Source organism: Streptomyces olindensis (assembly GCF_040645895.1).
GTDB classification, from domain to species: domain Bacteria; phylum Actinomycetota; class Actinomycetes; order Streptomycetales; family Streptomycetaceae; genus Streptomyces; species Streptomyces olindensis.
Window position 1 is genome coordinate 24,092 of record NZ_JBEYZD010000016.1, and the last position, 23,225, is coordinate 47,316.

The 23,225-nt window shown below is 72.5% G+C and carries 20 protein-coding genes; 15 read left to right on the top strand and 5 right to left on the bottom strand.

From position 1 onward, the window contains the following. Positions 1-3: 3 nt before the first annotated feature. Complete coding sequence (locus ABZ948_RS12695) at positions 4-921, bottom strand: SDR family NAD(P)-dependent oxidoreductase (RefSeq protein WP_359758918.1); 918 nt, start codon at positions 919-921, stop codon at positions 4-6. 167 nt (positions 922-1,088) lie between these two features. On the opposite strand from ABZ948_RS12695, the gene ABZ948_RS12700 reads away from it, so the two are divergent. The 4 genes from ABZ948_RS12700 to ABZ948_RS12715 all read left to right on the top strand — a co-directional run bounded on the left by ABZ948_RS12700 (position 1,089) and on the right by ABZ948_RS12715 (position 5,108). Beyond that, a complete protein-coding gene (locus tag ABZ948_RS12700; protein ID WP_359758919.1) occupies positions 1,089-1,550 on the top strand; it encodes a MarR family winged helix-turn-helix transcriptional regulator in 462 nt (153 codons plus the stop codon). Between the two features lie 80 nt (positions 1,551-1,630). Beyond that, on the top strand, positions 1,631-2,977 hold the full coding sequence (locus ABZ948_RS12705) for an MFS transporter (RefSeq protein WP_359758920.1): 1,347 nt from the start codon (positions 1,631-1,633) through the stop codon (positions 2,975-2,977). Next, complete coding sequence (locus ABZ948_RS12710) at positions 2,974-4,344, top strand: alpha/beta hydrolase family protein (RefSeq protein WP_359758921.1); 1,371 nt, start codon at positions 2,974-2,976, stop codon at positions 4,342-4,344. Before ABZ948_RS12705 ends, ABZ948_RS12710 begins: the two co-directional genes overlap by 4 nt. Continuing rightward, positions 4,341-5,108 carry an IclR family transcriptional regulator gene (locus tag ABZ948_RS12715; protein WP_359758922.1) on the top strand — a complete coding sequence of 256 codons (768 nt, stop codon included), beginning with the start codon at positions 4,341-4,343 and terminating at the stop codon, positions 5,106-5,108. Before ABZ948_RS12710 ends, ABZ948_RS12715 begins: the two co-directional genes overlap by 4 nt. A 27-nt stretch (positions 5,109-5,135) precedes the next feature. Here ABZ948_RS12715 and ABZ948_RS12720 read toward each other — a convergent pair whose 3' ends face one another. Beyond that, positions 5,136-6,401 carry a lipase family protein gene (locus tag ABZ948_RS12720; RefSeq protein ID WP_435857484.1) on the bottom strand — a complete coding sequence of 422 codons (1,266 nt, stop codon included), beginning with the start codon at positions 6,399-6,401 and terminating at the stop codon, positions 5,136-5,138. A gap of 209 nt (positions 6,402-6,610) precedes the next feature. Continuing rightward, positions 6,611-7,066: a VOC family protein gene (locus ABZ948_RS12725; protein ID WP_359758924.1), complete on the bottom strand. Its 456-nt coding sequence runs from the start codon at positions 7,064-7,066 to the stop codon at positions 6,611-6,613. 144 nt (positions 7,067-7,210) lie between these two features. Here ABZ948_RS12725 and ABZ948_RS12730 point away from each other — a divergent pair, with 144 nt between their 5' ends. The 3 genes from ABZ948_RS12730 to ABZ948_RS12740 all read left to right on the top strand — a co-directional run bounded on the left by ABZ948_RS12730 (position 7,211) and on the right by ABZ948_RS12740 (position 9,823). Further along, positions 7,211-7,429: a hypothetical protein gene (locus tag ABZ948_RS12730; RefSeq protein ID WP_359758925.1), complete on the top strand. Its 219-nt coding sequence runs from the start codon at positions 7,211-7,213 to the stop codon at positions 7,427-7,429. 243 nt (positions 7,430-7,672) lie between these two features. Then, entirely contained in the window at positions 7,673-8,221 is a 549-nt protein-coding gene (locus ABZ948_RS12735) for a DUF1062 domain-containing protein (protein WP_359758926.1), read from the top strand. A 204-nt stretch (positions 8,222-8,425) separates the two neighbouring features. Further along, entirely contained in the window at positions 8,426-9,823 is a 1,398-nt protein-coding gene (locus tag ABZ948_RS12740) for a glycoside hydrolase family 16 protein (protein ID WP_359758927.1), read from the top strand. Positions 9,824-9,876: 53 nt separating this feature from the next. Here the strand turns inward: ABZ948_RS12740 and ABZ948_RS12745 are convergent, their stop codons facing one another. Next, complete coding sequence (locus ABZ948_RS12745; RefSeq protein ID WP_359758928.1) at positions 9,877-10,764, bottom strand: helix-turn-helix domain-containing protein; 888 nt, start codon at positions 10,762-10,764, stop codon at positions 9,877-9,879. A gap of 157 nt (positions 10,765-10,921) precedes the next feature. Here ABZ948_RS12745 and tkt point away from each other — a divergent pair, with 157 nt between their 5' ends. From tkt to ABZ948_RS12785, 8 genes are all read left to right on the top strand, one after another. Continuing rightward, positions 10,922-12,997, top strand: coding sequence for a transketolase (gene tkt / locus ABZ948_RS12750; protein WP_359758929.1), 2,076 nt, complete (start codon positions 10,922-10,924; stop codon positions 12,995-12,997). A 14-nt stretch (positions 12,998-13,011) separates the two neighbouring features. Further along, positions 13,012-14,157 carry a transaldolase gene (tal, locus tag ABZ948_RS12755; RefSeq protein ID WP_359758930.1) on the top strand — a complete coding sequence of 382 codons (1,146 nt, stop codon included), beginning with the start codon at positions 13,012-13,014 and terminating at the stop codon, positions 14,155-14,157. Continuing rightward, positions 14,154-15,827 (top strand): glucose-6-phosphate dehydrogenase, encoded by a 1,674-nt coding sequence (gene zwf / locus ABZ948_RS12760; RefSeq protein ID WP_359758931.1) that lies wholly within the window; start codon positions 14,154-14,156, stop codon positions 15,825-15,827. The genes tal and zwf overlap by 4 nt, the downstream gene beginning before the upstream one ends. Beyond that, entirely contained in the window at positions 15,824-16,759 is a 936-nt protein-coding gene (gene opcA / locus ABZ948_RS12765) for a glucose-6-phosphate dehydrogenase assembly protein OpcA (RefSeq protein WP_359758932.1), read from the top strand. The genes zwf and opcA overlap by 4 nt, the downstream gene beginning before the upstream one ends. Beyond that, complete coding sequence (gene pgi / locus ABZ948_RS12770) at positions 16,752-18,416, top strand: glucose-6-phosphate isomerase (protein ID WP_359758933.1); 1,665 nt, start codon at positions 16,752-16,754, stop codon at positions 18,414-18,416. The genes opcA and pgi overlap by 8 nt, the downstream gene beginning before the upstream one ends. Before the next feature lies 1 nt (position 18,417). Beyond that, on the top strand, positions 18,418-19,302 hold the full coding sequence (gene gnd / locus ABZ948_RS12775; protein ID WP_359758934.1) for a phosphogluconate dehydrogenase (NAD(+)-dependent, decarboxylating): 885 nt from the start codon (positions 18,418-18,420) through the stop codon (positions 19,300-19,302). Between the two features lie 4 nt (positions 19,303-19,306). Then, positions 19,307-19,894, top strand: coding sequence for a histidine phosphatase family protein (locus ABZ948_RS12780; RefSeq protein WP_359758935.1), 588 nt, complete (start codon positions 19,307-19,309; stop codon positions 19,892-19,894). A gap of 73 nt (positions 19,895-19,967) precedes the next feature. Continuing rightward, positions 19,968-21,437, top strand: coding sequence for a membrane-associated oxidoreductase (locus tag ABZ948_RS12785; RefSeq protein WP_359758936.1), 1,470 nt, complete (start codon positions 19,968-19,970; stop codon positions 21,435-21,437). Here the strand turns inward: ABZ948_RS12785 and ABZ948_RS12790 are convergent. Beyond that, a complete protein-coding gene (locus tag ABZ948_RS12790) occupies positions 21,424-23,220 on the bottom strand; it encodes a bifunctional sugar phosphate isomerase/epimerase/4-hydroxyphenylpyruvate dioxygenase family protein (RefSeq protein WP_359758937.1) in 1,797 nt (598 codons plus the stop codon). The genes ABZ948_RS12785 and ABZ948_RS12790 overlap by 14 nt on opposite strands. Between the last annotated feature and the right edge of the window lie 5 nt (positions 23,221-23,225).

Consider the following 23,225-nt stretch of genomic DNA (forward strand, 5'->3'; position numbering starts at 1 on the left):
CCATCACGCCTCCGGGAACTTCGGCGCCGGGATGCCGACCGACTGGAGTTCGGCGCCGACCGAGGTGGGCCAGGCGTCCGCCAGGGTGCCGGGGGTCCAGCCGCCGTCGGCGTAGGCCGCCCTGATCTCCTGCGGATGCGACCAGAGTGCCACCTTGTCGCCGCCGATGCCGACGCACTGGCCGGTCACACCGCGCGCGGCCTCGGAGGCCAGGAACGGGACGAGGGCGGCGCAGTCCTCGGGGGTGCCGAAGCCCTCGCCCTTGCGCAGGAAGTCCGGCAGCGGCTCGCCGTTCCTCATGGCCTCGATGTACGGGGCGAAGGCGGGGATGGTCTCGGTCATCGCGGTCGCGGCGACCGGCACGATCGCGTTGACGGTGATGTTCGCCCGGCCCAGCTCCATGGACCAGGTGCGGGCCATCGCCGCGATGCCGGCCTTGGCGGCGGCGTAGTTCGTCTGGCCGAAGTTGCCGCGCTGTCCGGCCGGGGAGCCGACCAGGATCAGCGAGCCGCCCTCGCCCTGCTCGCGCATCCGCACGGCGGCGGCACGGGCGCAGGTGAAGGTGCCCTTCAGATGCGTGGTGATCACCGCGTCGAAGTCCTCGTCGGACATCTTCCACAGCACCTTGTCGCGCAGGATGCCCGCGTTGGTGACCAGGACGTCCAGCCGGCCGAACTCCTCGACCGCGCGGGCGACCAGCCGGTCCGCCGCCTCGGTGGTGCCGACCGGGACCACCTCGGCCACGGCCGTGCCGCCCGCCTCGGTGAGGGACTTCACGGCCGCCTCGGCCACCGCCTCGTCGACGTCGTTGACGACCACGGACGCGCCGTGGGCGGCCAGGGCATGGGCATAGGCGAGGCCGAGGCCCCGGCCGCTTCCGGTGACGACGGCGGCCTTGCCGGTGAGATCGATGCTGGGCACGAGCGGGTCCCTTCGCATGGTGATACGGGCGGTGCGGCTACGAGATCGAAGCTAAGAGCAATAATTGTTGTCGTCAATAGTTGTTGCCGTCCGCCGTGTGCGGGACACTGGACCGGACCAGCGTTCGCCGCACGACCAGGGAGCCCGCCATCAGCCGCCAGCACGCCATGAACCAGGCCCCCATCGACGCCCACGAGCCGTGGATGCGCGGGCTGCACGCCGACACGGGCTACCTGCTGTACCGCCTGGGCCTGCGCTCGGGGCAGCTGTTCAACGCCTGCCTCCAGGAGTCGGGCCTGCGCCTGCGCCACTACGCGGTGCTGCGCTTCCTCGCCACCTCCGACGGCACCCTCCAGCGCGAGCTGAGCGCCCGGCTCGGCTACGACCCCAGCGCGATCGTCGGTCTGGTCGACGACCTCGAGAAGCTGGGCTTCGCCGAGCGCCGCCCCTCCCCCGACGACCGCCGCAGCCGGATCGTCGTACTGACCGAGAGCGGCCGCGCGTTCCTCCGCGACACCGACGAGGCCGGCCAGCGGGTGACCGGCGAACTGCTGGCCCCGCTGGACCCGGCCGAACGGGAGACGCTGCACGCGCTGCTGCTGCGGATCGCGGAGGACGGACTGAACTGATGTTGTGCAAATGATTGACGGCTGCACGTCTGATGCCTAACTTCACGGGGCAACCGAGACCCGTCCCCAGGGAGCTCCCCGTGCAGCCATCCCCCTCTGCCGCTCAACTCGCCCCCGATCCGCGGCAGTTGCGCCGCGTCGCCGTGTCCGGCCTGCTCGGCACGGCCGTCGAGTTCTACGACTTCCTCGTGTACGGAACCGTCGCCGCGCTCGTCTTCGGCGAGTTGTTCTTCCCGCAGGCCGACCCGGCGGTCGGCACCATCGCGGCGTTCGGCACGTTCGCCGCGGGCTATCTGGCCCGTCCGCTGGGCGGCATCGTCTTCGGCCACTTCGGCGACCGGCTCGGCCGCAAGTCGATGATGCTGCTGACCATGGTCCTGATGGGCTGCGGCAGCTTCCTCATCGGCCTGCTGCCGACGTACGACGCGATCGGGGTCTGGGCGCCGGTCCTGCTCGTCGCCCTGCGCGTCGTGCAGGGCATCGCCATCGGCGGCGAGTGGGGCGGCGCGATGCTGATGGTCGTCGAGCACGCCGAGCACGCGCAGGGGTCCCGGCGCGGCCTGTGGTCCAGCTTCACCCAGCTCGGCGCCCCGCTCGGTTCCGTGCTGTCCGCCGGTGTGGTCACCCTGGTCGCCACGCTGCCCGACGACGACTTCCGTTCCTGGGGCTGGCGGGTGCCGTTCCTGCTGAGCATCGTGCTGCTGGCCGTCGGGCTGTTCGTGCGCCTGAAGGTCGCCGAGAGCCCGCTGTTCGCGCAGGTCAAGCGGGAGCCCGTGGACAAGCCGCCGATCGTTGAGGTGCTGCGCCGCCCGAAGCCGGTGCTGCTGGCCGCGTGCGTCGGCATCGGCGCGTTCACCGCCCAGTCGCTGCTGACCAGCTTCATGATCTCCTACGCCGTCGACCAGGGGTACACCCGCCCGCAGGTGCTGACCGCGGTGACGGTCGCCTCCTGCGTGGCCCTGGCCGTGCTGCCCGCCGCGTCCGCGCTGTCGGACCGGGTCGGCCGCCGGCCCGTCGTGCTCGCCGGTGCCGTCGCCTCGGCGGCGCTCGCCTTCCCCGTGCTGGCCCTGGTCGACTCCGGCTCGCCCGGCCTGCTGATCCTCGCCCTGGCCCTCGGCCACGGCGTGGCCCAGTCCACGATGTACGGGCCGCTCGGCGCCCTGCTCACCGAGATGTTCGGCACCCGCGTCCGCTACACCGGCGCCTCCCTCGGCTACCAGGGCGCCACCCTGATCGGCGCCGGGTTCTCCCCGCTGATCGCCGGCAGCCTCCTCGCCTCCTTCGGCGGCGGCAGCGCCCCGGTGTCGCTGCTGCTGTGCGCGGGCGCGGCGATCACCGCCGTCACCGTGTGGCGGCTGCGCGAGACCCACACGGACGCCCTGGACTCCCCCACCGCCACCCCCACCCTGGAAGGAACGCCGCGTTGAGGATCCGCCTCGCTTTACTGACCGCCTGCCTGTCCCTGGCGGTGACCGCGCTGCCGGCGCAGGCCGCCGCCACGGACACCCACCTGGAGGGCCGGCTCCCCTCCGGCGCCGCCTACGTGATGGACGTCCCCGCGTCCTGGAACGGCACGGTGCTGCTGTACAGCCACGGCTACACCCCGGCCGGGGCCCCCAACCCGGCCCAGAACACGCCCGGTCCGGCCGCCCGCGACACACTGCTGGCCGAGGGGTACGCCCTGATCGGCTCCTCGTACGCGACGACCGGCTGGGCCGTCACGGAAGCGGTCCCCGACCAGCTGGCCACCCTGGACCTGTTCACGCAGAGGTTCGGGGCGGCGCGGCGGACCCTCGCCTGGGGCACGTCCTACGGCGGGTTCGTCACCGCGATGCTCGCCGAGCGGCACCCCGGCCGCTTCGACGGTTCGCTGTCGATGTGCGGGCTGGTGCAGGGCGGCGTCGCCAACTGGAACAGCACCCTGGATCCGGTGTTCGCACTGCGCACCCTGCTCGCCCCGGGCTCCGGTGTCCCGCTCGCGGACTTCGCCGGTCAGGCGGAGGCGGTCGCCGCCGCCAAGTCGCTCACCTCCAAGGTCGACGCCGCCCAGCGGACCCCCGAGGGCCGGGCCCGGATCGCCCTGGCCGCCGCCCTGCACAACATCCCCGGCCACAACGACCCCTCGCAGACCGAGCCCGGTCCCACGGACTGGGAGGCCCGGCAGGCCAACCAGTACACCGCCGTCCGGGGCCTGCTGCAGATGCCCGCCTTCAGCTGGCGGCAGGAGGCCGAGAGCCGGGCCGGCGGCAACCCGTCCTGGAACACGGGGGTCGACTACGGGGTGATGCTCGCCCGGTCCCCGCTGTACAAAGAGGTGACCGAGCTCTACAAGGAGGCGGGACTGTCCTTGCGCACCGACCTCTCGGCCCTGGGCCGGGCACCCCGGATCTCCGCCGACGCGTCGGCCGTGCGGTGGATGCGGGACACCAGCGTGCTCTCCGGCCGGCTGGCCGACCCCCAGCTGAACATCCACACGACCGGTGACGCGCTGATCCCGGTGCAGGCGCAGAGCGCCTACCGGCGGGCGGCCACCGCGGCGGGCTCGTCGGGGCTCCTGCGCCAGGCGTACGTGGACGGCCCCGGCCACTGCACCTTCACCACCGGCGAGACACTGGCCGCCCTGCGCACCCTGGAACACCGCCTGGACACGGGCCGCTGGGACGTCTCGCCCGGCGCGCTCAACGCCCGCGCGCGGGCGGCGGACCCGGCGGCCGAGCCCCGCTACGCCCCCTACCGCCCGACCGCCTACCCCCGCCCCTACGACCTCTCCCACCCGGGAGACGCCCGGCCATGACCGTTCTGCCCCGGGGCGCCCCCACCGCCGCCGACCGGCTGCTGTCCGTGCTCGCGGCCTTCGACCACGAGCACCCGGCGCTGAGCCTGACGGACATCAGCCGGCGGGCCGGGCTGACCCTGACCACCGCGCACCGGCTGGTGGGCGCGCTCACCGAGTGGGGCGCCCTGGAGCGGGACGAGTCCGGCGTCTACCACGTCGGACTCCGGCTGTGGGAGGTCGCCGCACTGGCGCCCCGGGGCCTCGCCCTGCGGCAGATCGCGCTGCCGTACCTGGAGGACCTGTACGAGGCGACGCACGAGAACGTGCAGCTGGCCGTGCGGGACGGCCGGGACGTCGTCTACATCGAGTGGCTGTCGGGCCGTTCGGCGGTCGGCGTGCACATCCGCGTCGGCGCGCGCTGGCCGCTGCACGCCACCGGGGTCGGGCTCGCCCTGCTGGCGCACGGCGAGCCGGAGTTCCAGGAGGAGTACTGCACGGGCGGCCTGGCGTCCTTCACCTCGTACACGATCACCGATCCGGGGCGGCTGCGGCGGGTGCTGGCCGAGGTGCGGCGGTCGGGGATCGCGGTGAGCGACCGTCAGGTCACGGAGGACGCCCTGTCGGTGGCCGCGCCGGTACGCGGTGCGGACGGCACGGTGACCGCCGCCGTCTCGATCGTGGTGCCCCACGCGGACGCCCAGGTGCCGGTGCTGGCCCCGGCGGTACGGGTGGCGGCGCGCGGCATCTCGCGGGCGCTGGGGTGGCAGCCGGAGCGGGCCTGAACCGCGCCCGCCCAGGACGCGGCGGGATCAGCAGTTGCCCGGCATGGGCCGGCCGGCGAAGCGGTCGCCGAGCCACTTCACCACGTCGTCGACCGCCTGGAAGTCGGCCAGGAGGTGGTCGCCGAGGTAGGTGTTCCACTGGGTGGGGACGCGGGCGTCGCAGTACGCCCGGCGCGTGGCCTCCTCGGTCTCGGCGGGGATCACCTCGTCGAGCAGGCCGCGGTACTGGAGCACGGGGAAGCGGATCTCGTGGCGGGCGCCGGATCCGGCGGGCCCGACGCCGGTGCCGAGCTTGTTCGTCTCGACGATCTGGCCCCAGGTCCTGCCGTCGGGGCCGCGCACCGCGAAGATCTGGTCGAGCGTCAGCCGGTCGCGGGTGTAGTTCTCCGTCCGGCCGCCGGCGAAACGGGCGAGGGTGCCGACCAGACAGAGCGTCTTCGCGTCCCGTACGGCGGTGCGGCCCTCCTCGTCGAGGAGTTCGTCGAAGGGCATCTCCGGGTGGGTGGTGGCCATGCCGATGACGGCGTCGAGCAGGAACCCGGCGAACGCCCCGCCGTCGAGGCTCCTCGCCACGACCTTCAGGTCCCCGGGCACCCCGCCGGACGCCACGCCCACGACGTTCAGACCCGGGGCGTACGACCGCGCCAGCTGCGCAGCCCACAGGCTGCCGGCGCCGCCCTCGGAGTAGCCCCACAGGCCGACCGGGGCCGCGGCGCTCAGCCCGCTGCCGGGCACCCGGGGCGCCGCCCGCGCGATGTCCAGCAGCGCGTGTCCCGCGTCGGCGCCCGAGACGTACGGATGGACCTGGCCGTCGAGGTAGCCGGCGCCGTCCGTGGCCGCGACGGCGTACCCGGCGCGCAGCAGCGCGGCGATGTTGCCGCCCTCGTAGGCGTCCTGGTACTCGCCCGCGAGCTGCTTGGAGAAGGCGCACTGGGGCCCGATGCCGAGGGTGCCGGGCGCGAACGCGACCAGGGGACGCTCGCCGGGGCCGGTCCACGCCGCCCGGGGCACGACGACCGTGCCGGACACGGCGACGGGCCGGCCCCGTCCGTCCGTCGAGGCGTACTGCACCTTCCAGGCGGTCAGCGGAACGTCGCCGACGAGCGGCAGGGCGTCGACCCGGCGGCAGGCGAGGACGGTACCGGGGACGGCGGTGACGCTCGCCGGGGGCTGGTAGATCGCGGCGTCGGCCGCGGCGCAGTCGGCCGCCGGTGCGGCGTCGGCCGTCGCCGCGGGGACGGCGAGCGCGGTCGCGAACAGGGCACCGGCCCCGAGCAGCGCGACTCTGCGCACCGACGGCTTCTTCGACCTGTGTGACATCACGTCTGAGGCTCCTTCGGTGGGGGGAGCTGAGGCGTGACGACGGTACGAACGCGTCGGTGAGCAGTGCTAGTTAAAGAATTACGAACCGTGCGGTGCCCAGGTGCGCGGCGGTGACAAAGCCCGCTCGGCTCGCGCCCGGAGGCCCAGGTGGGGTGCTGCTGGAGACCGGACGGCAGGTCCTACGCCACGCAGAACTCGTTGCCCTCCGGGTCGCTCAGCACCACCCCGTAGTAGTCCATGTCCGGCTCGTCCATGGTGCGCAGGACCGTCGCGCCCGCCGCGACCAAGCGGTCGACCTTCGCCGCGACCCGCCGGGTGCGCTCCGGCAGGGGAACGCCCCGGCCGCCGCCCACCTTGAGGTCGAGATGCACCCGGTTCTTGACGGTCTTGCCCTCCGGCACCTGCTGGAACCAGATGCGGGGCCCCTTCCCCTCGGGATCGACGATCGACTCGGGAGTCTCCCCGGCCCCGTCGGTCAGCTCCTCCGCCGGGACCCCCATGTCCTCCCAGTAGGCCCGCCAGCTGGGGTGCCCGCCCGGAGGCGGCTCGGGCTCGTAACCGAGGGCCCGCGTCCAGAAGTTCACCAGGGTCGCCGGGTCGGCGCAGTCGATGGTCACCTGCAACGTCACATCCATGCCGCGAGCATCGCAGGAGGGTCTGACAACGGCCCGGCGCGCCGTGATCCCGGACAAGTCGTCCGTGGAGAGGCAACCGTTGCCCGCCGTGGGCAGTCGGACTCCGCGGAGGGCCCGACGGGCCCTGGGACGGGGGGGTCGGCGATGATGCGGGACGGGGCACGGTGGCTGGGGTCACGCGGCGGGCGGTGGGGGCTGCTGCGGCTGCTCGTGCTGGTCGGGCTCGCGGTGCTCACGGGGCTCTTCGCCGCCTTGGCCGGGCTGCCCTCGTGGACGCCGGTGATCGGGGTCCTGCTGCTGCTGTTCATCGACGACGTACTGAAGGCGCACGGCAAGCGGCGGGCTGCCCGGCGGGACGAGTAACCGGGGTGGCCCGCCCGCCTGTTGAGGAGCCGCCGGACAGGGCCCGGCGGTGAGGCCGGCCCCCGAAAAGCAGTGGCACCGCGCCGCCGTGCGTCACTACCGTGACGCCGGACCGAGTCGTCTGACCAAGGACCTGCCGTTGTACACCCTGTGAGACCTCCCGAGCGATGAATCGTCGCGCGTCGCGCATCCGCGCCGCGCTCCTTTTTGCTGCGGACTTCTCACTGAAACCGGTGTACTCCTGTGCTCGAAAACTGGGTGGTCACGCCCACCTGCCTGCCGCTCGTCGTCCGCCGTTGCCACACATGCGCGGCGGAGCGCTTCCGGGCAAGCGGTAAATTCCGCGTCAACGCCAACCACAAGGTCATCGACGCCTGGCTCCTCGTGCTCTGTACCGGCTGCGGGGAAACAGCCAAGCTCCCGATCCTGGAGCGGATGAACGTGCGCTCCGTACGACCCGAGCTGCTGGAGCGGCTGCATGACAACGACCTCGGCCTGACAGCCGAACTGCTCCAGGATCCGCTCGTCAGGCACCGCAATCGCATCGCCCTCGACTGGGACGGCGCCTGGCGCCTCGACACCGGCGGAACGGACCACGGGGACCGCGAGGTGATCGACGTCTCGGTCCGCTTCGCCGCGCCGATCCCGGTCCGGCCGGTGCGGCTGATCGCTCAGGGCTGCGGTCTGTCACGGGCGGAGGTGGAGAGACTGATCGCTGACGGGAAACTCGTCTCGGCGGTCCGCCTGAACGGCAAGCTCTCCGGCGACTTCACCTTCACGCTCAAGCGCTGAGCCCTCCTCAGAAGCGGCGGGGCCTGTCCGGCGAGAGCCGCCGGACAGGCCCCGGCCCTCCGCGAGACCGCCTCGTTCAGGCTCTGCACCCAGAAACCGCCCCGCACTTTTCCTGGCTTTACCTCTTGACGACCTGCTGACGGGGGAGCACATTGACGGCACTTTGAGAGCGCTCTCATCCTCCTCCAAGCGAGAGGCCCCCACATGAGCGAAACCTCCGGCACCTCCCGCAGACCCCGCCCCTTCCGGCGGGCCTTCGTCGCCGTCGTCGGCACGCTCGGACTCGCGGCGGCCGCCGCCACGGCCGCCACTCCGGCCGCGAACGCCTCCGCACCACCGCCCCCGTCGGGCTGGACGCAGGTGTTCGTGGACGACTTCGACGGGCCGGCCGGCAGCGGCGTCAACACCTCCCACTGGCAGTACGCGACCGGCAAGGGCTACCCGGGCGGCCCCGCCAACTGGGGCACCGGCGAGGTCGAGACGATGACGAGCAGCACCGACAACGTCTCCCTCGACGGCAACGGCAACCTGCGCATCACGCCCCGCCGGGACGCCGCCGGGAACTGGACCTCCGGCCGCATCGAGACCAACCGCACCGACTTCCAGCCCCCGGCCGGCGGAAAGCTGCGCGTCGAGTCACGGCTCCAGGTGCCGAACGTCACCGGAGCGGCGGCCAAGGGGTACTGGCCCGCCTTCTGGATGCTGGGCGCCCCCTACCGCGGCAACTACTGGAACTGGCCGAGCGTCGGCGAGCTGGACATCATGGAGAACACCCAGGGCCAGAACACGGTGTTCGCCACGATGCACTGCGGCACCTCCCCCGGCGGCCCCTGCAACGAGACCAGCGGCATCGGCAGTTCGACCACCTGCCAGGGCACCACCTGTCAGGCCGGGTTCCACACGTACCGGATGGAGTGGGACCGCTCGACGAGCGTCGAGGAGATCCGCTTCTACCTCGACGGCGTCAACTTCCACACCGTGCGCGCCAACCAGGTCGACGCGACGACCTGGCGCAACGCCACCGACCACGGCTTCTTCATCATCCTCAACGTGGCCATGGGCGGCGGCTTCCCCGACGCGTTCGGCGGCGGCCCCGACGCCGGCACCCAGCCCGGCCACCCGATGGTCGTCGACTACGTGCAGGTGCTGTCCTCGGGCGGTGGCGGCACCACGCCTCCGCCCACCGGCAACCGCGACGCCTACGGCACCATCCAGGCGGAGTCCTACGACGGCCAGTCCGGCACCATGACCGAGACGACCACCGACTCCGGCGGCGGCCAGAACGTCGGCGCGCTGGCCAACGGCGACTGGCTGCAGTTCAAGGGCGTCGACTTCGGTTCCACGGCCGCCCGGCAGTTCAGCGCACGGGTCGCGAGCGGCGCGGCGGGCGGCGTCAGCGGACTGGTCGAGGTGCGGCTGGACAGCCGGAGCAACCCGCCCGTCGGGAGCTTCGCGGTGGGCAACACCGGAGGCTGGCAGTCGTGGCGGACCGTCCCGGCGAACATCAGCTCCGTGACGGGCACGCACGACGTGTACCTGACCTTCACCAGCGGGCAGCCGGCGGACTTCGTGAACGTCAACTGGTTCACCTTCGGGCGCTGACCGGACCCGCGAAGGGGGTTCCACGCGTGCGTGGAGCCCCCTTCGCGCTGTCCTCAGCGCAGCTCCGCGCGGAACGCCGCCGGCGTCTGGTCGGTGTGCTGGTGGAAGAACTTGGAGAAGTTCGCGGCGTCGGGGAAGCCGACCGCCGCGCCGACCCGGCCGATCGGCAGGTCGGTGTGGGCGAGGAGCCGCTTGGCCTCCAGGACCACGCGCTTGTCGATGAAGGACTTGGGGGTCTCGCCGGTGGCGGCGCGGACCGCGCGGACCAGGGTGCGGCGGGAGTAACCGAGCGCGTCGGCGTAGGCGCTGACGCTGTGGTTGGTGGCGAAGTCCTTCTCCACGGCGTCCCGGAAGAGGGTGAACGTGGAGTCGGACTGCCGGCGCACCGCCTCCGCGGAACTCGTGGCCAGGTGCGCGAGGCGCAGCAGGAACGCCGTCAGGGTGTGGCGCAGGACGGCGGTGTGCAGGCTCAGCGGCAGCGTGGCCGTGTCCTCGTACTCGCGCCGCAACTGCCCGAGCGCGGCGCGCAGGGCGGCGCGCTGCCCCTCGTCGGGGCGCAGCAGCGGCGGCAGGTCGTAGCGGTAGAGGCCGGTGGCCTCCACGGTCGCGCGGGGCAGGAAGCCGGGCTGCATGGTGAGCACCGTTCCGCGGTACTCGCTGGTGCGCGAGAAGCGGTGGACCTGCCCCGGGCGGATCCACAGCAGGTCCCCGGCCGTGGCCTCGTACTCGGTGAAGTCGACCATGTGCCGGACCGGCCCCTCGCCGAACAGCATCACGACGTGGAAGTCGATGCGGTGCACGCGCTCCAGCGGCGCGTCGGCGTGCCAGGTGCGGCCGGTGCCCATCGGGCCGATCTGCATGCCGACACCGCCGACGCTCAGCTCGACCGGGAAGGGGAACGTTCTGATCCCGTCGCCGCCTTGGATGCTTCTGTCCGCCATGTCCGCCTCGTACCGCCCCGTCGCCTGGTCGCGCTGCCCGTGGGTGTCCCACTTTCACCACAGGCTGGCACACGGCGACCTTCCGTCGAAAAAGTCAGACTTTTAGCGTTGAACGCGTCAGAGCAGCCCCTCCGCTCCTATCGAGGATTTCTTGAAGATGAGCACGCAGACAGCGGACAGCTTCGAATGGACCGACCTCGACCGGCGTGCCGTCGACACCGCCCGCCTGCTGGCGGCGGATGCCGTGCAGCGGGTCGGCAACGGCCACCCCGGCACCGCGATGAGCCTGGCGCCGGCCGCCTACACGCTTTTTCAGAAGGTGATGCGGCACGACCCCGCCGACCCCGAGTGGACGGGCCGTGACCGCTTCGTCCTCTCCCCCGGCCACACCTCGCTGACCCTCTACACGCAGCTCTACCTCGCGGGCTACGAGCTGGAGCTGGACGACCTGAAGGCGTTCCGCACGCACGGCTCCAAGACGCCCGGCCACCCCGAGTACGGCCACACCGCGGGCGTGGAGACCACCACCGGCCCGCTCGGCCAGGGCGTCGCGAACGCGGTCGGCATGGCGATGGCCGCCCGCTACGAGCGCGGCCTGTTCGACCCGGACGCCCCCGAGGGCGAGTCGCCCTTCGACCACACGATCTGGGCGATCGTCTCCGACGGCGACCTCCAGGAGGGCGTCTCCGCCGAGGCCTCCTCGCTCGCCGGGCACCAGAGGCTCGGCAACCTGGTCTTCCTCTACGACGACAACCACATCTCCATCGAGGGCGACACCGCGACCGCGTTCTCCGAGGACGTGCTGAAGCGCTACGAGGCCTACGGCTGGCACGTACAGCGGATCACCCCGCAGGAGGACGGCGACATCGACGTGCGCGCGCTGCACGCGGCGCTGCGGGCGGCGCGGGCCGAGACCGGGCGGCCCTCGATCATCGCGATGCGCACGATCATCGCCTGGCCCGCCCCGAACGCGCGGAACACCGAGGCCTCCCACGGCTCGGCGCTCGGCGCGGACGAGGTCGCCGCCACCAAGCGCGTCCTGGGCTTCGACCCGGAGGAATCCTTCGAGGTGGCCGACGAGGTGCTGGCCCACACCCGCACGGCCCTGGACCGGGGCGCCGAGGCGCACGCCGCCTGGGACAAGCGGATCGCGGCCTGGCGCGGGGAGCACCCGGAGCGCGCCGCGACCTTCGACCGCGTCAGCAAGGGCGAGCTGCCCGAGGGCTGGGAGGACGCCCTGCCGGTGTTCGAGCCGGGCAAGGCGGTCGCCACGCGCGCCGCGTCCGGCAAGGTGCTCCAGGCACTCGGCGCGGTCCTGCCCGAGCTGTGGGGCGGCTCCGCGGACCTCGCCGGTTCGAACAACACCACCATCGACAAGACGTCGTCCTTCCTGCCGGAGGGCAACCCGCTGCCCGAGGCCGACCCGTACGGCCGCACGGTGCACTTCGGCATCCGCGAGTTCTCCATGGCCGCGGAGATGAACGGCATCGCCCTGCACGGAAACACCCGGATCTACGGCGGCACCTTCCTGGTGTTCTCCGACTACATGCGCAACGCCGTCCGCATGTCGGCCCTGATGCAGCTGCCGGTGACGTACGTGTGGACGCACGACTCGATCGGCCTCGGCGAGGACGGCCCGACCCACCAGCCGGTGGAGCACCTGGCCGCGCTGCGCGCCATCCCCGGGCTGAACGTCGTACGGCCCGCCGACGCCAACGAGACCGCGGTCGTCTGGGCCGAGATCCTGCGGCGGCACACCACCGACCCGGCCCCGCACGGCCTCGCGCTCACCCGCCAGGGCGTGCCCACGTACGAGCCGAACCCGGACGCGGCGCGGGGCGGTTACGTCCTCGCGGACTCCGCCACGGAGGTGCCGGAGGTGGTGCTGATCGCCACCGGTTCCGAGGTGCAGCTCGCGGTCGCCGCGCGCGAGGCGCTGGAGGCCGAGGGAGTGGGCACGCGGGTGGTGTCGATGCCGTCCGTGGAGTGGTTCGAGGAGCAGCCGCGCGCGTACCGCGACAGCGTGCTCCCGCCGTCCGTGAAGGCCCGGGTCGCGGTCGAGGCCGGGATCGGCCTGACCTGGCACCGGTTCGTGGGCGACGCGGGACGCATCGTCTCCCTGGAGCACTTCGGCGCCTCCGCCGACGCGAAGACCCTGTTCGCCGAGTTCGGCTTCACCCCCGAGAACGTCGTCGCCGCCGCCCGGGAATCCCTCACCGCCGCGCGCGGCTGACCGCCTGAAAGAAGATGATCACTGTGACCGAAGCGACCGCGAGCGCGGGAGCACTCAAGCGCCTGTCCGACGAGGGCGTGTCGATCTGGCTGGACGATCTGTCCCGCCGGCGGATCGAGTCCGGCAACCTGGCCGGGCTCGTGGAGACGAGGAACGTCGTCGGCGTCACCACCAACCCGTCCATCTTCCAGGCCGCCATCGGCTCCGGCGAGGGCTACGAGGAGCAGCTCGCCGACCTGGCGGTGCGGGGCGTGACCGTCGACGAGGCCGTCCGGATGATGACGACCGCCGACGTGCGGGCCGCCGCCGACGTGCTGCGCCCGGTGTACGAGGCGACGGGCGGCCGGGACGGCCGGGTCTCCATCGAGGTCGACCCCCGGCTGGCGCACCACACGGCGGCGACCGTCGCCGAGGCCCGGCAGCTGGCCTGGCTGGTGGACCGTCCCAACGTGATGATCAAGATCCCGGCGACGAAGGCGGGCCTGCCGGCGATCACCGAGGTGATCGGCGCGGGTATCAGTGTCAATGTGACGCTGATCTTCTCGCTGGAGCGCTACCGCGAGGTGATGGACGCTTATCTGGCGGGCCTGGAGCGGGCGCAGGCGGCCGGCCTGGACCTGTCGGCCATCCACTCGGTCGCGTCCTTCTTCGTCTCCCGCGTCGACGCCGAGATCGACAAGCGGCTGACGCTGCTGGGCACCGAGGAGGCGCTCGCCCTGAAGGGCCGGGCGGCCCTGGCCAACGCGCGGCTCGCCTACGAGGCGTACGAACAGGTCTTCGCCGGGCCGCGCTGGCAGGCCCTGGGAGGCGCCCACGCGAACCGGCAGCGCCCCCTTTGGGCCTCCACCGGTGTGAAGGACCCCGCCTACAAGGACACCCTGTACGTGGACGAGCTGGTCGCCCCCGGCACGGTCAACACCATGCCGGAGGCCACGCTGAACGCCGTCGCCGACCACGGCGACGTCCAGGGCGACACCGTCACGGGCGGCTACGCCCAGGCCCGAGCGGACCTGGCGGCCGTCGAGCGGCTCGGGATCTCCTACGACGAGGTGGTGCGGCAACTGGAGGACGAGGGAGTGGCCAAGTTCGAGGTGGCCTGGCAGGACCTGCTGGACGCGGTCACCAAGTCCTTGAACAGCAAGGGAGTTGACGCGGAATGAGCGAGGGCATCCCCCAGACGGCCGAGCAGGAGACGAAGGAGACCAAGGAGGACAAGGAGGCCCGGGCCGCCCAGGAGGCGGCCGGGGTCGAGCAGACCGGGGTGAGCGGCACCGCGCGGCCCGCCCCGCGCACGGACCACGCCGACGCCGACTTCACCAACCCGCTGCGCGACGCGCGCGACCGCCGTCTGCCCAGGATCGCCGGCCCCTCCGGGCTGGTCATCTTCGGCGTGACGGGCGACCTGTCCCGCAAGAAGCTGATGCCGGCCGTGTACGACCTGGCCAACCGCGGTCTGCTGCCGCCCGGCTTCTCGCTGGTGGGCTTCGCCCGCCGGGACTGGGAGGACCAGGACTTCGCACAGGTCGTGCACGACGCCGTCCGGGAGCACGCGCGGACCCCGTTCCGCGAGGAGGTCTGGCAGCAGCTCGCCGAGGGCATGCGGTTCATCCCCGGCGACTTCGACGACGACACGGCGTTCAAGCAGCTGCGCTCCGCCGTCGAGGAGCTGGACGCCTCCCGGGGCACCAGCGGCAACTACGCCTTCTACCTGTCGGTGCCGCCGAAGTTCTTCCCCAAGGTCGTCCAGCAGCTGAAGAAGCACAAGCTGGCCGACGCCCCGGAGGGATCCTGGCGCCGCGCGGTCATCGAAAAGCCGTTCGGGCACGACCTGGACAGCGCCTGCGAGCTGAACGCGATCGTGCACGACGTGTTCGACCCGGAGCAGGTCTTCCGCATCGACCACTACCTCGGCAAGGAGACCGTCCAGAACCTCCTGGCCCTGCGCTTCGCCAACCAGATGTTCGAGCCGATCTGGAACCGGTCGTACGTGGACCACGTGCAGATCACCATGGCCGAGGACATCGGCATCGGCGGCCGGGCCGGTTACTACGACGGCATCGGCGCCGCGCGGGACGTCATCCAGAACCACCTGCTCCAGCTGATGGCCCTCACCGCGATGGAGGAGCCGGCCGCCTTCGACGCCGCCTCGCTGCTGACCGAGAAGCTGAAGGTCCTGCGCGCCGTGAAGCTGCCGGAGAACCTGGGGCTGCACACCGTGCGCGGGCAGTACGCGGGCGCCTGGCAGGGCGGCGCGAAGGTCCGCGGCTACCTGGAGGAGGAGGGCATCGACCCGGGCTCCACGACCGACACCTACGCCGCGGTCAAGCTCCAGGTGGACAACCGCCGCTGGGCCGGCGTCCCGTTCTACCTGCGCACCGGCAAGCGGCTCGGGCGCCGGGTGACGGAGATCGCGGTGGTGTTCCAGCGGGCCCCGCACTCCCCCTTCGACTCCACGGCGACCGAGGAGCTGGGCGCCAACGCGATCGTCATCCGCGTCCAGCCGGACGAGGGCATGACGGTCCGCTTCGGCTCCAAGGTGCCGGGCACGTCGATGGAGATCCGGGACGTGACGATGGACTTCGCCTACGGCGAGTCGTTCACCGAATCGAGCCCGGAGGCGTACGAACGGCTGATCCTGGACGTACTCCTGGGCGACGCCAACCTGTTCCCCCGTCACCAGGAAGTGGAAGAGTCCTGGAAGATCCTCGACCCGATCGAGCAGTACTGGGCCACGCACGGCCGGCCCGCGCAGTACGCCTCGGGCAGCTGGGGACCCGAGGAAGCCGACGAGATGCTCGCACGAGACGGACGGAGCTGGCGCAGGCCATGAAGATCGACCTGACCGACACCACGGCAAGCAAGATCAACAAGGCGCTGGTGCAGGGTCGCCGCGCCATCGGCACGCCGGCCGTGGGCATGGTCCTGACGATGGTGATCGTCACGGACGAGGAGAACGCCTACGACGCGATCAAGGCCGCCGAGGAGGCCTCGCACGAGCACCCCTCGCGCACCCTGGTCGTCATCAAGCGGCACGCCCGCACCCCCCGCGACCGCCAGTCCTCCCGGCTGGACGCGGAGGTCCGGGTGGGCGCGGACGCGGGCACCGGCGAGACGGTGATCCTGCGGACCTACGGCGAGGTGTCCGACCACGCCGACTCGGTGGTGCTGCCGCTGCTGCTGCCGGACGCGCCGGTGGTGGTGTGGTGGCCGGTGGACGCCCCCGACGTGCCCTCGAAGGACCCGCTCGGCGCGCTGGCCCAGCGGCGGATCACCGACCTGTACGCCGTGGAGAACCCCCTGGAGACCCTGGAGACCCGGGTCCGCTCCTACGCGCCCGGCGACACCGACCTGGCCTGGACCCGGCTGACGCCCTGGCGTTCGATGCTGGCGGCGGCGCTGGACCAGGCCCGGGCCAAGGTGATCTCGGCGGCCGTGGAGGCCGAGGCCGAGAACCCGGCCGCCGAGCTGCTGGCCCGCTGGCTGGAGGCGCGGCTGCACGTCCGGGTCGACCGCGTGGTCACCGCCGGGCCGGTCGTGACCGCCGTCCGCCTGGGCACGGAGAACGGCGAGATCGTCATCGACCGCCCCGAGGGACCCCTGGCCACGCTGACCCTGCCGGGCCAGCCGTCGCGCACCCTCGCGCTGAAGGTCCGTGCCACCTCCGAACTCATCGCCGAGGAGCTGCGGCGCCTCGACGCGGACGAGATGTACGCCATCGCCCTGAACGGCGAGGCAACCGAGGAGACCCCCGCTCATGTCTGACTCCCCCTCCGGCTCCCCCCTGCTCACGCGGCGGCCCGAGTGGACCGCCCTGGAGGACCACCGCGCGGACGCCCTGCCGCAGCCGAACCTGCGGGAGCTGTTCGCGGCGGACCCGGGGCGCGCCGAGCGCTACGTCGTGCACGTCGGCGACCTGCGCATCGACTACTCCAAGCACCTGGTCACCGACGAGACGCTGGCCCTGCTCCAGGAGCTGGCGAGCGCCACCGACGTGTTCGGGCTGCGCGACGCCATGTTCCGCGGCGAGAAGATCAACACCACCGAGAACCGGGCCGTGCTGCACACCGCGCTGCGCGCCTCGCGGGACGCGGTGATCGAGGTCGACGGCGAGAACGTCGTCCCCGGCGTGCACGCCGTGCTCGACAGGATGGCCGACTTCGCGAACCGGGTCCGCTCCGGGGAGTGGACCGGCCACACCGGCAAGCGCATCCGCAACGTCGTCAACATCGGCATCGGCGGCTCGGACCTCGGGCCCGCGATGGCCTACGAGGCGCTGCGGCCGTTCACCGCCCGGGACCTGACGTTCCGCTTCGTGTCCAACGTGGACGGCTCCGACCTGCACGAGGCCACGCGCGATCTGGACCCGGCGGAGACGCTGTTCATCGTCGCGTCCAAGACCTTCACCACGATCGAGACGATCACGAACGCGACCTCGGCGCGCTCCTGGCTGCTGGAGGGGCTCGGGGGCGACGAGAAGGCGGTCGCGAAGCACTTCGTGGCGCTGTCGACCAACGCGGAGAAGGTCGCCGGATTCGGCATCGACGTCGACAACATGTTCGAGTTCTGGGACTGGGTCGGCGGCCGCTACTCGTACGACTCCGCGATCGGGCTCTCCCTGATGATCGCGATCGGCCCGGACCGCTTCCGGGAGATGCTCGACGGCTTCCGCATCGTCGACGAGCACTTCCGCAACGCCCCCGCCGAGGCCAACGCCCCGCTGATCATGGGCCTGCTCGGCATCTGGTACGGCAACTTCCACGACGCCCAGTCGCACGCGGTGCTGCCGTACAGCCACTACCTGTCCAAGTTCACCGCCTACCTCCAGCAGCTCGACATGGAGTCCAACGGCAAGTCGGTGGACCGGTCCGGGCGTCCCGTGCAGTGGCAGACCGGGCCGGTGGTGTGGGGCACGCCCGGCACCAACGGGCAGCACGCCTACTACCAGTTGATCCACCAGGGCACCAAGCTCATCCCGGCCGACCTGATCGGCTTCGCCCGGCCGGTCGCCGAGCTGAGCGACGACCTGAAGGCCCAGCACGACCTGCTGATGGCCAACCTGTTCGCGCAGGGCCAGGCGCTCGCCTTCGGCAAGACCGCCGACGAGGTGCGCGCCGAGGGCGTGCCCGAGGAGCAGGTGCCGCACCGCACCTTCCGGGGCAACCACCCGACCACGACGATCCTGGCCACCGAACTGTCCCCGTCGGTCCTCGGCCAGCTCGTCGCCCTCTACGAGCACAAGGTGTTCGTGCAGGGGGCCGTCTGGAACATCGACTCCTTCGACCAGTGGGGCGTCGAACTCGGCAAGGTCCTCGCCAAGCGCGTCGAACCCGCGCTCACCGAGGGTGCCGACGTCCCCGGTCTCGACCCGTCCACGGCCGCGCTGGTGGCCGCCTACCGCAATCTTCGGGAAGTGAACTGACATGCAGATCGGTCTTGTGGGTCTCGGCAAGATGGGCGGCAACATGCGCGAGCGCCTGCGCAACGCCGGCCACACCGTCGTCGGCTACGACACCGACCCCGAGAAGTCGGACGTCGCGAGCCTCGCCGACCTGGTCGACCAGCTGGAGGCACCCCGCACGGTCTGGGTGATGGTCCCGGCCGGCGACCCCACCCAGCACGTCATCGACCGGCTGGGGGATCTCCTCAAGCCGTACGACACGGTCGTCGACGGCGGCAACTCACGCTGGACGGACGACGAGAAGCACGCCGAGGAGCTGAGCAAGCGCGGCATCGGCTTCGTCGACGCGGGCGTCTCGGGCGGCGTGTGGGGCCTGAAGAACGGCTACGCCCTGATGGTCGGCGGCGAGAAGGAGCACGTCGACCGGCTGCGGCCGATCTTCGACGCGCTCAAGCCAGAGGGCCCCTACGGCTTCGTCCACGCCGGCAAGGTGGGCGCCGGGCACTTCGCGAAGATGGTCCACAACGGCATCGAGTACGCCATGATGCAGGCCTACGCCGAGGGCTGGGAGCTGCTGGAGGCCGTGGACTCGGTGGACAACGTCCGCGAGGTGTTCCGCTCCTGGCAGGAGGGCACCGTCATCCGCTCGTGGTTGCTCGACCTCGCGGTCAACGCGCTCGACGAGGACGAGCACCTGGAGGGCCTGCGCGGCTACGCCCAGGACTCCGGCGAGGGACGCTGGACCGTGGAGGCGGCCATCGACAACTCCGTGCCGCTGCCCGCGATCACGGCCTCCCTGTTCTCCCGGTTCGCCTCCCGGCAGGACGACTCGCCGCAGATGAAGATGATCGCGGCGCTGCGCAACCAGTTCGGCGGCCACGCCGTCGAGTCCGCGAAGAAGGCGTAGCACCGTGGGCGATCTGCTGCTGGTCCGCCACGGCGAGACGGAGTGGAGCCGGAGCGGACAGCACACCAGCTTCACCGACCTGCCCCTCACCCGGCACGGCGAGGAACAGGCGAAGTCGCTGGCCCCGCTCCTCGCGGGCCGGCCCTTCGCGCTGGTCCTCACCAGCCCGCTCGGCCGCGCGGTGCGCACCGCCGAACTCGCGGGCCTGACGGGGGCCGTGGCGGACCCGGACCTGCACGAGTGGTACTACGGCGCCTACGAGGGCATCACCAGCGACGAGATACACCGCGGCCGCCCCGACTGGGACCTGTGGACCGACGGGGGCCCGGCCGGACCCGGCGGCGAGCCGGGCGAGTCCCCCGAGGAGGTCGGCGAGCGTGCCGACCGGGTGCTCTCCCGGGTGGCCGGGGCGCTGCCCGACGGCGATGTGGTGCTGGTGGCGCACGGCCACTTCCTCCGCGTCCTGACGGCCCGCCGGCTGGGCCTGCCGCCCGCCGAGGGGCGGCTGTTCCGGCTGGAGACGGGCACGGTCTGCCGGCTGTCCACCGAGCACGGCCGGCCCGTGATCGCGGAGTGGAACACCCGGGCGTGATCACCACGGCGTAACCGACCCCGGCCGGAGGCGAGTTGACAGCCTCCGGCCGGGCGCGTCAGAGTCCCCGTCGATGCAGATCGACGACATGACACCCGCCGAGGAGCGGGTGTGGCGCGCCTTCCCGCGCGGGGCGGACGTGGACTTCCGGGAACCGGCGGACGAGGCCCCGGCACGGGGCACGGAATGGGGACCCGAGCGGACCGTACGGGCGGCCGTGCTGCGGGCCCTGCTGCTCAGTGCTCCGCAGGAGGACGGGGAGACGGCGGCCCTGCGGCTGGCCGGGGCGCGGATCACGGGCGTGCTGGACCTCAAGTACGCGGAGGTCGACCACGCGGTGCGCCTGAGCGACTGCTCCTTCGAGAAGGTCCCCGTCCTCTACGGGGCGCGGCTGCGTCAGCTGAACCTGCGCGACTCGGTGCTGCCCGGGCTGGACGCCGCCACCCTGCGCGTGGACGGCGTGCTGCGCATGTCGGACTGCGTGTTCGAGGGGCCCGTGCGGCTCGGCGGGGCGCAGATCTCCGGGGCGCTGTTCATGGACCGGGCCCGCATCGACGAACCGCCCGCCGCCGGGACGCCCGCGCTCCAGCTCAACCACGTGGCCGTCGGCGACGGCCTGTCGGCGCCCGGCCTGCGGACGCGCGGCCAGGTCCGCCTGACGGGCGCCTCGGTCGCCGGGACCGTCGACCTGAACGGGGCGCGGCTGGAAGCCGGCACCGGTGAGGTCGCCCTCGACGCGGAGACGCTCACGGTGGAGGGCGACGTCCTGCTGCGCGACGTGGACGTGCTCGGCTGGATCGGGCTGCGCGGCGCCCGGGTCGCCGGCCGCCTCGACCTCTCGCACGCCCGTCTGGCGAACCCCGGTGACGCGGCGCTGCGCGCCAGCAGCTGCACCATCGGGGAACTCTGGCTGCGCAAGAGCCCTCCCATGGCCGGCACCCTCAACCTGCGCCGCGCCCAGCTGGACGTGCTGTTCCTGGAACCGGACGTGGTCCCCGGGGAGGTCCTGCTCAACAGCCTCGTCTACACCTCCCTCACCCCGCACGAGCCCGCCGAGCGGCGTCTGGCGATGCTGGAGCGCGACGGCGAGGGCTATGTCCCGCACTCCTACGAGCAGTTGACCGCGGCCTACCGCCGGATCGGCGACGACGACGCCGCCCGCCTCGTCCAGCTGGCCAAGCAGCGCCGCCGGCGCGCCACCCTGCCCTGGTACGGCCGGCTGTGGGGCCATGTCCAGGACGCCACCGTCGGCTACGGCTTCCGCCCGCTGCGCGCCGCGGGCTGGCTGGTGTCGCTGCTGCTGATCGGCTCCGTCGCCTACGCGCTGCACCACCCGCAGCCGCTGAAGCCGGACGAGGCCCCGCAGTTCAACCCGGTGTTCTACACCCTCGACCTGCTCCTGCCGGTGATCTCCTTCGGACAGGAGGGCGCGTTCGCGCCGACCGACGGCCACCAGTGGCTCTCCTACGTCCTGGTGCTCACGGGCTGGATCCTCGCCACGACGGTCGTCACCGGCATCACCCGGACCGTCAGCCGCCAGTGAGTGCCCGCACCGCGTGCTGCGCGGCCAGCCGCACCGGGGCGTTCGGGGCACCGTAGCCGCGGTAGCCGTCGTCGCGCTGGGCCAGTTCGAAGAAGACGCGGCCGATCGTGCGCGTGTAGCAGTGACGGAAGGCGCCGTGGGCGTCCCGGTCGTAGAGGATGCCGAGCTCCCGGTACGTCTCCAGCTCGCCGTCGGCGAACTCGAAGCGGGCGGCGAGGTCGTCGTAGTAGTTCGCGGGGACCGGCAGCAGGCTGCCGCCGGCCTCGCGGAAGCGGCGGGCCGCGGCGACCACGTCGTCGGTGGCGAGGGCGATGTGCTGGGCGTGGACGGTGTCGTCGGTGGGCGCGGCGCCGACCGTGAGGGCGATCCGGACAGCGCCGTCGGCGTCGGTGACGGCGCGGCTGCGCAGCAGGCCGTAGGGGTCGGCGACGTCCACGCTCTCCTGGGCGTGCAGGCCGAGCACGCCGCGGTGGAAGAGGGCCGCCTCGTCGAAGTGGTGCCAGGGCTGGGTGAGGGCGAGGTGGTCGATGCCCCGGATGCCCGCGCCGGGGGCGGGCCGGCCGGTGTCCTCGAAGTCGGCGCGCCAGTCGGGCAGGCCCGGGCGGCCGGTGGCGCAGAAGAAGAGTTCCGTGCCGTCGGGTGCGGCGACCGCGTCGAGCGGGGCGTCCTCGGGTGCCCGGCGGCGCGGCAGGACCGGCGCGAGCAGGGCCTCGGCGCGCCGGGCCGCTCCGGCCGGGTCCGGTGACTCCAGCCCGATCGCGGCGAGCTGGGTGCCGTCGCGGCGGGCGGCCGGGCCGGTGTTGACGAGGATCCGGGCGTCCCCCTGCTCCCACAGGGCCACGGGCTTGCCGCGGTGCCGTGCGGTGCGGGTGAAGCCCAGGGCGCCGAGCAGCGCGGCGAGGGGTTCGGCGTCGGGCGTGACCAGCTCCGCGAAGGCCACGCCGGTGGGGACGACGGGCTCGGGCAGGGCGGCCCGGCCCACCGCCTCCTGGAGGACCAGCAGGGAGCGCCGGGCGTCGACGGCGGTCGGGCCGGCCTCGGCCTGCCGGAAGACGTCGTTGAAGACCTCCAGGGAGAGCGGCCCGGCGTAGCCGGTGCGCAGCACGTGCCGCACCAGGCCGGCGACGTCGAAGCCTCCCTGGCCGGGGAAGCAGCGGTAGTGGCGGCTCCACTGCAGGACGTCCATGGCGAGCAGCGGGGCGTCCGCGAGCTGGAGGAAGAAGATCTTCTCGCCGGGGATGTCCTCGATGCCCTTGGGGTCCGAGCCGCGCGAGAGGATGTGGAAGCTGTCCAGGCAGGTGCCGAGGGCCGGGTGCCCCGCCGTCTCGACGATGCGCCAGGCGTGGTCGTACGTGCTGACGTGCCGACCCCACGCGAGCGCCTCGTAGGCCACCCGGACGCCGGACTCGCGTGCCGCGTCGGCGAGCCGGCTCAGCTGCTCGGCGGCGAGGGCGTCGTCGTCCACCGCCTGCGGGGAGACGCTGGAGCAGACGAGGACCGTGTCGGCGCCCAGCCTGCGCATCAGCTCGAACTTGTGCCGGGCCCGTCGCAGGTTCCGGGCGAACTCCGCCTCGGGGACGGCCTCGATGTCCCGCATCGGCTGGTAGAGGTCGATGCCCAGACCGAGGTCGGCGCAGCGGGCCCGGACGTCCTCGGGGGTGAGGGGGCTGGCCAGCAGGTCGTTCTCGAAGATCTCCACCCCGTCGAAGCCGGCCCGGGCGGCGGCGTCGAGCTTCTCGGTGAGGGACCCGCTGAGGGAGACGGTGGCGATGGACGTACGCAACGTCG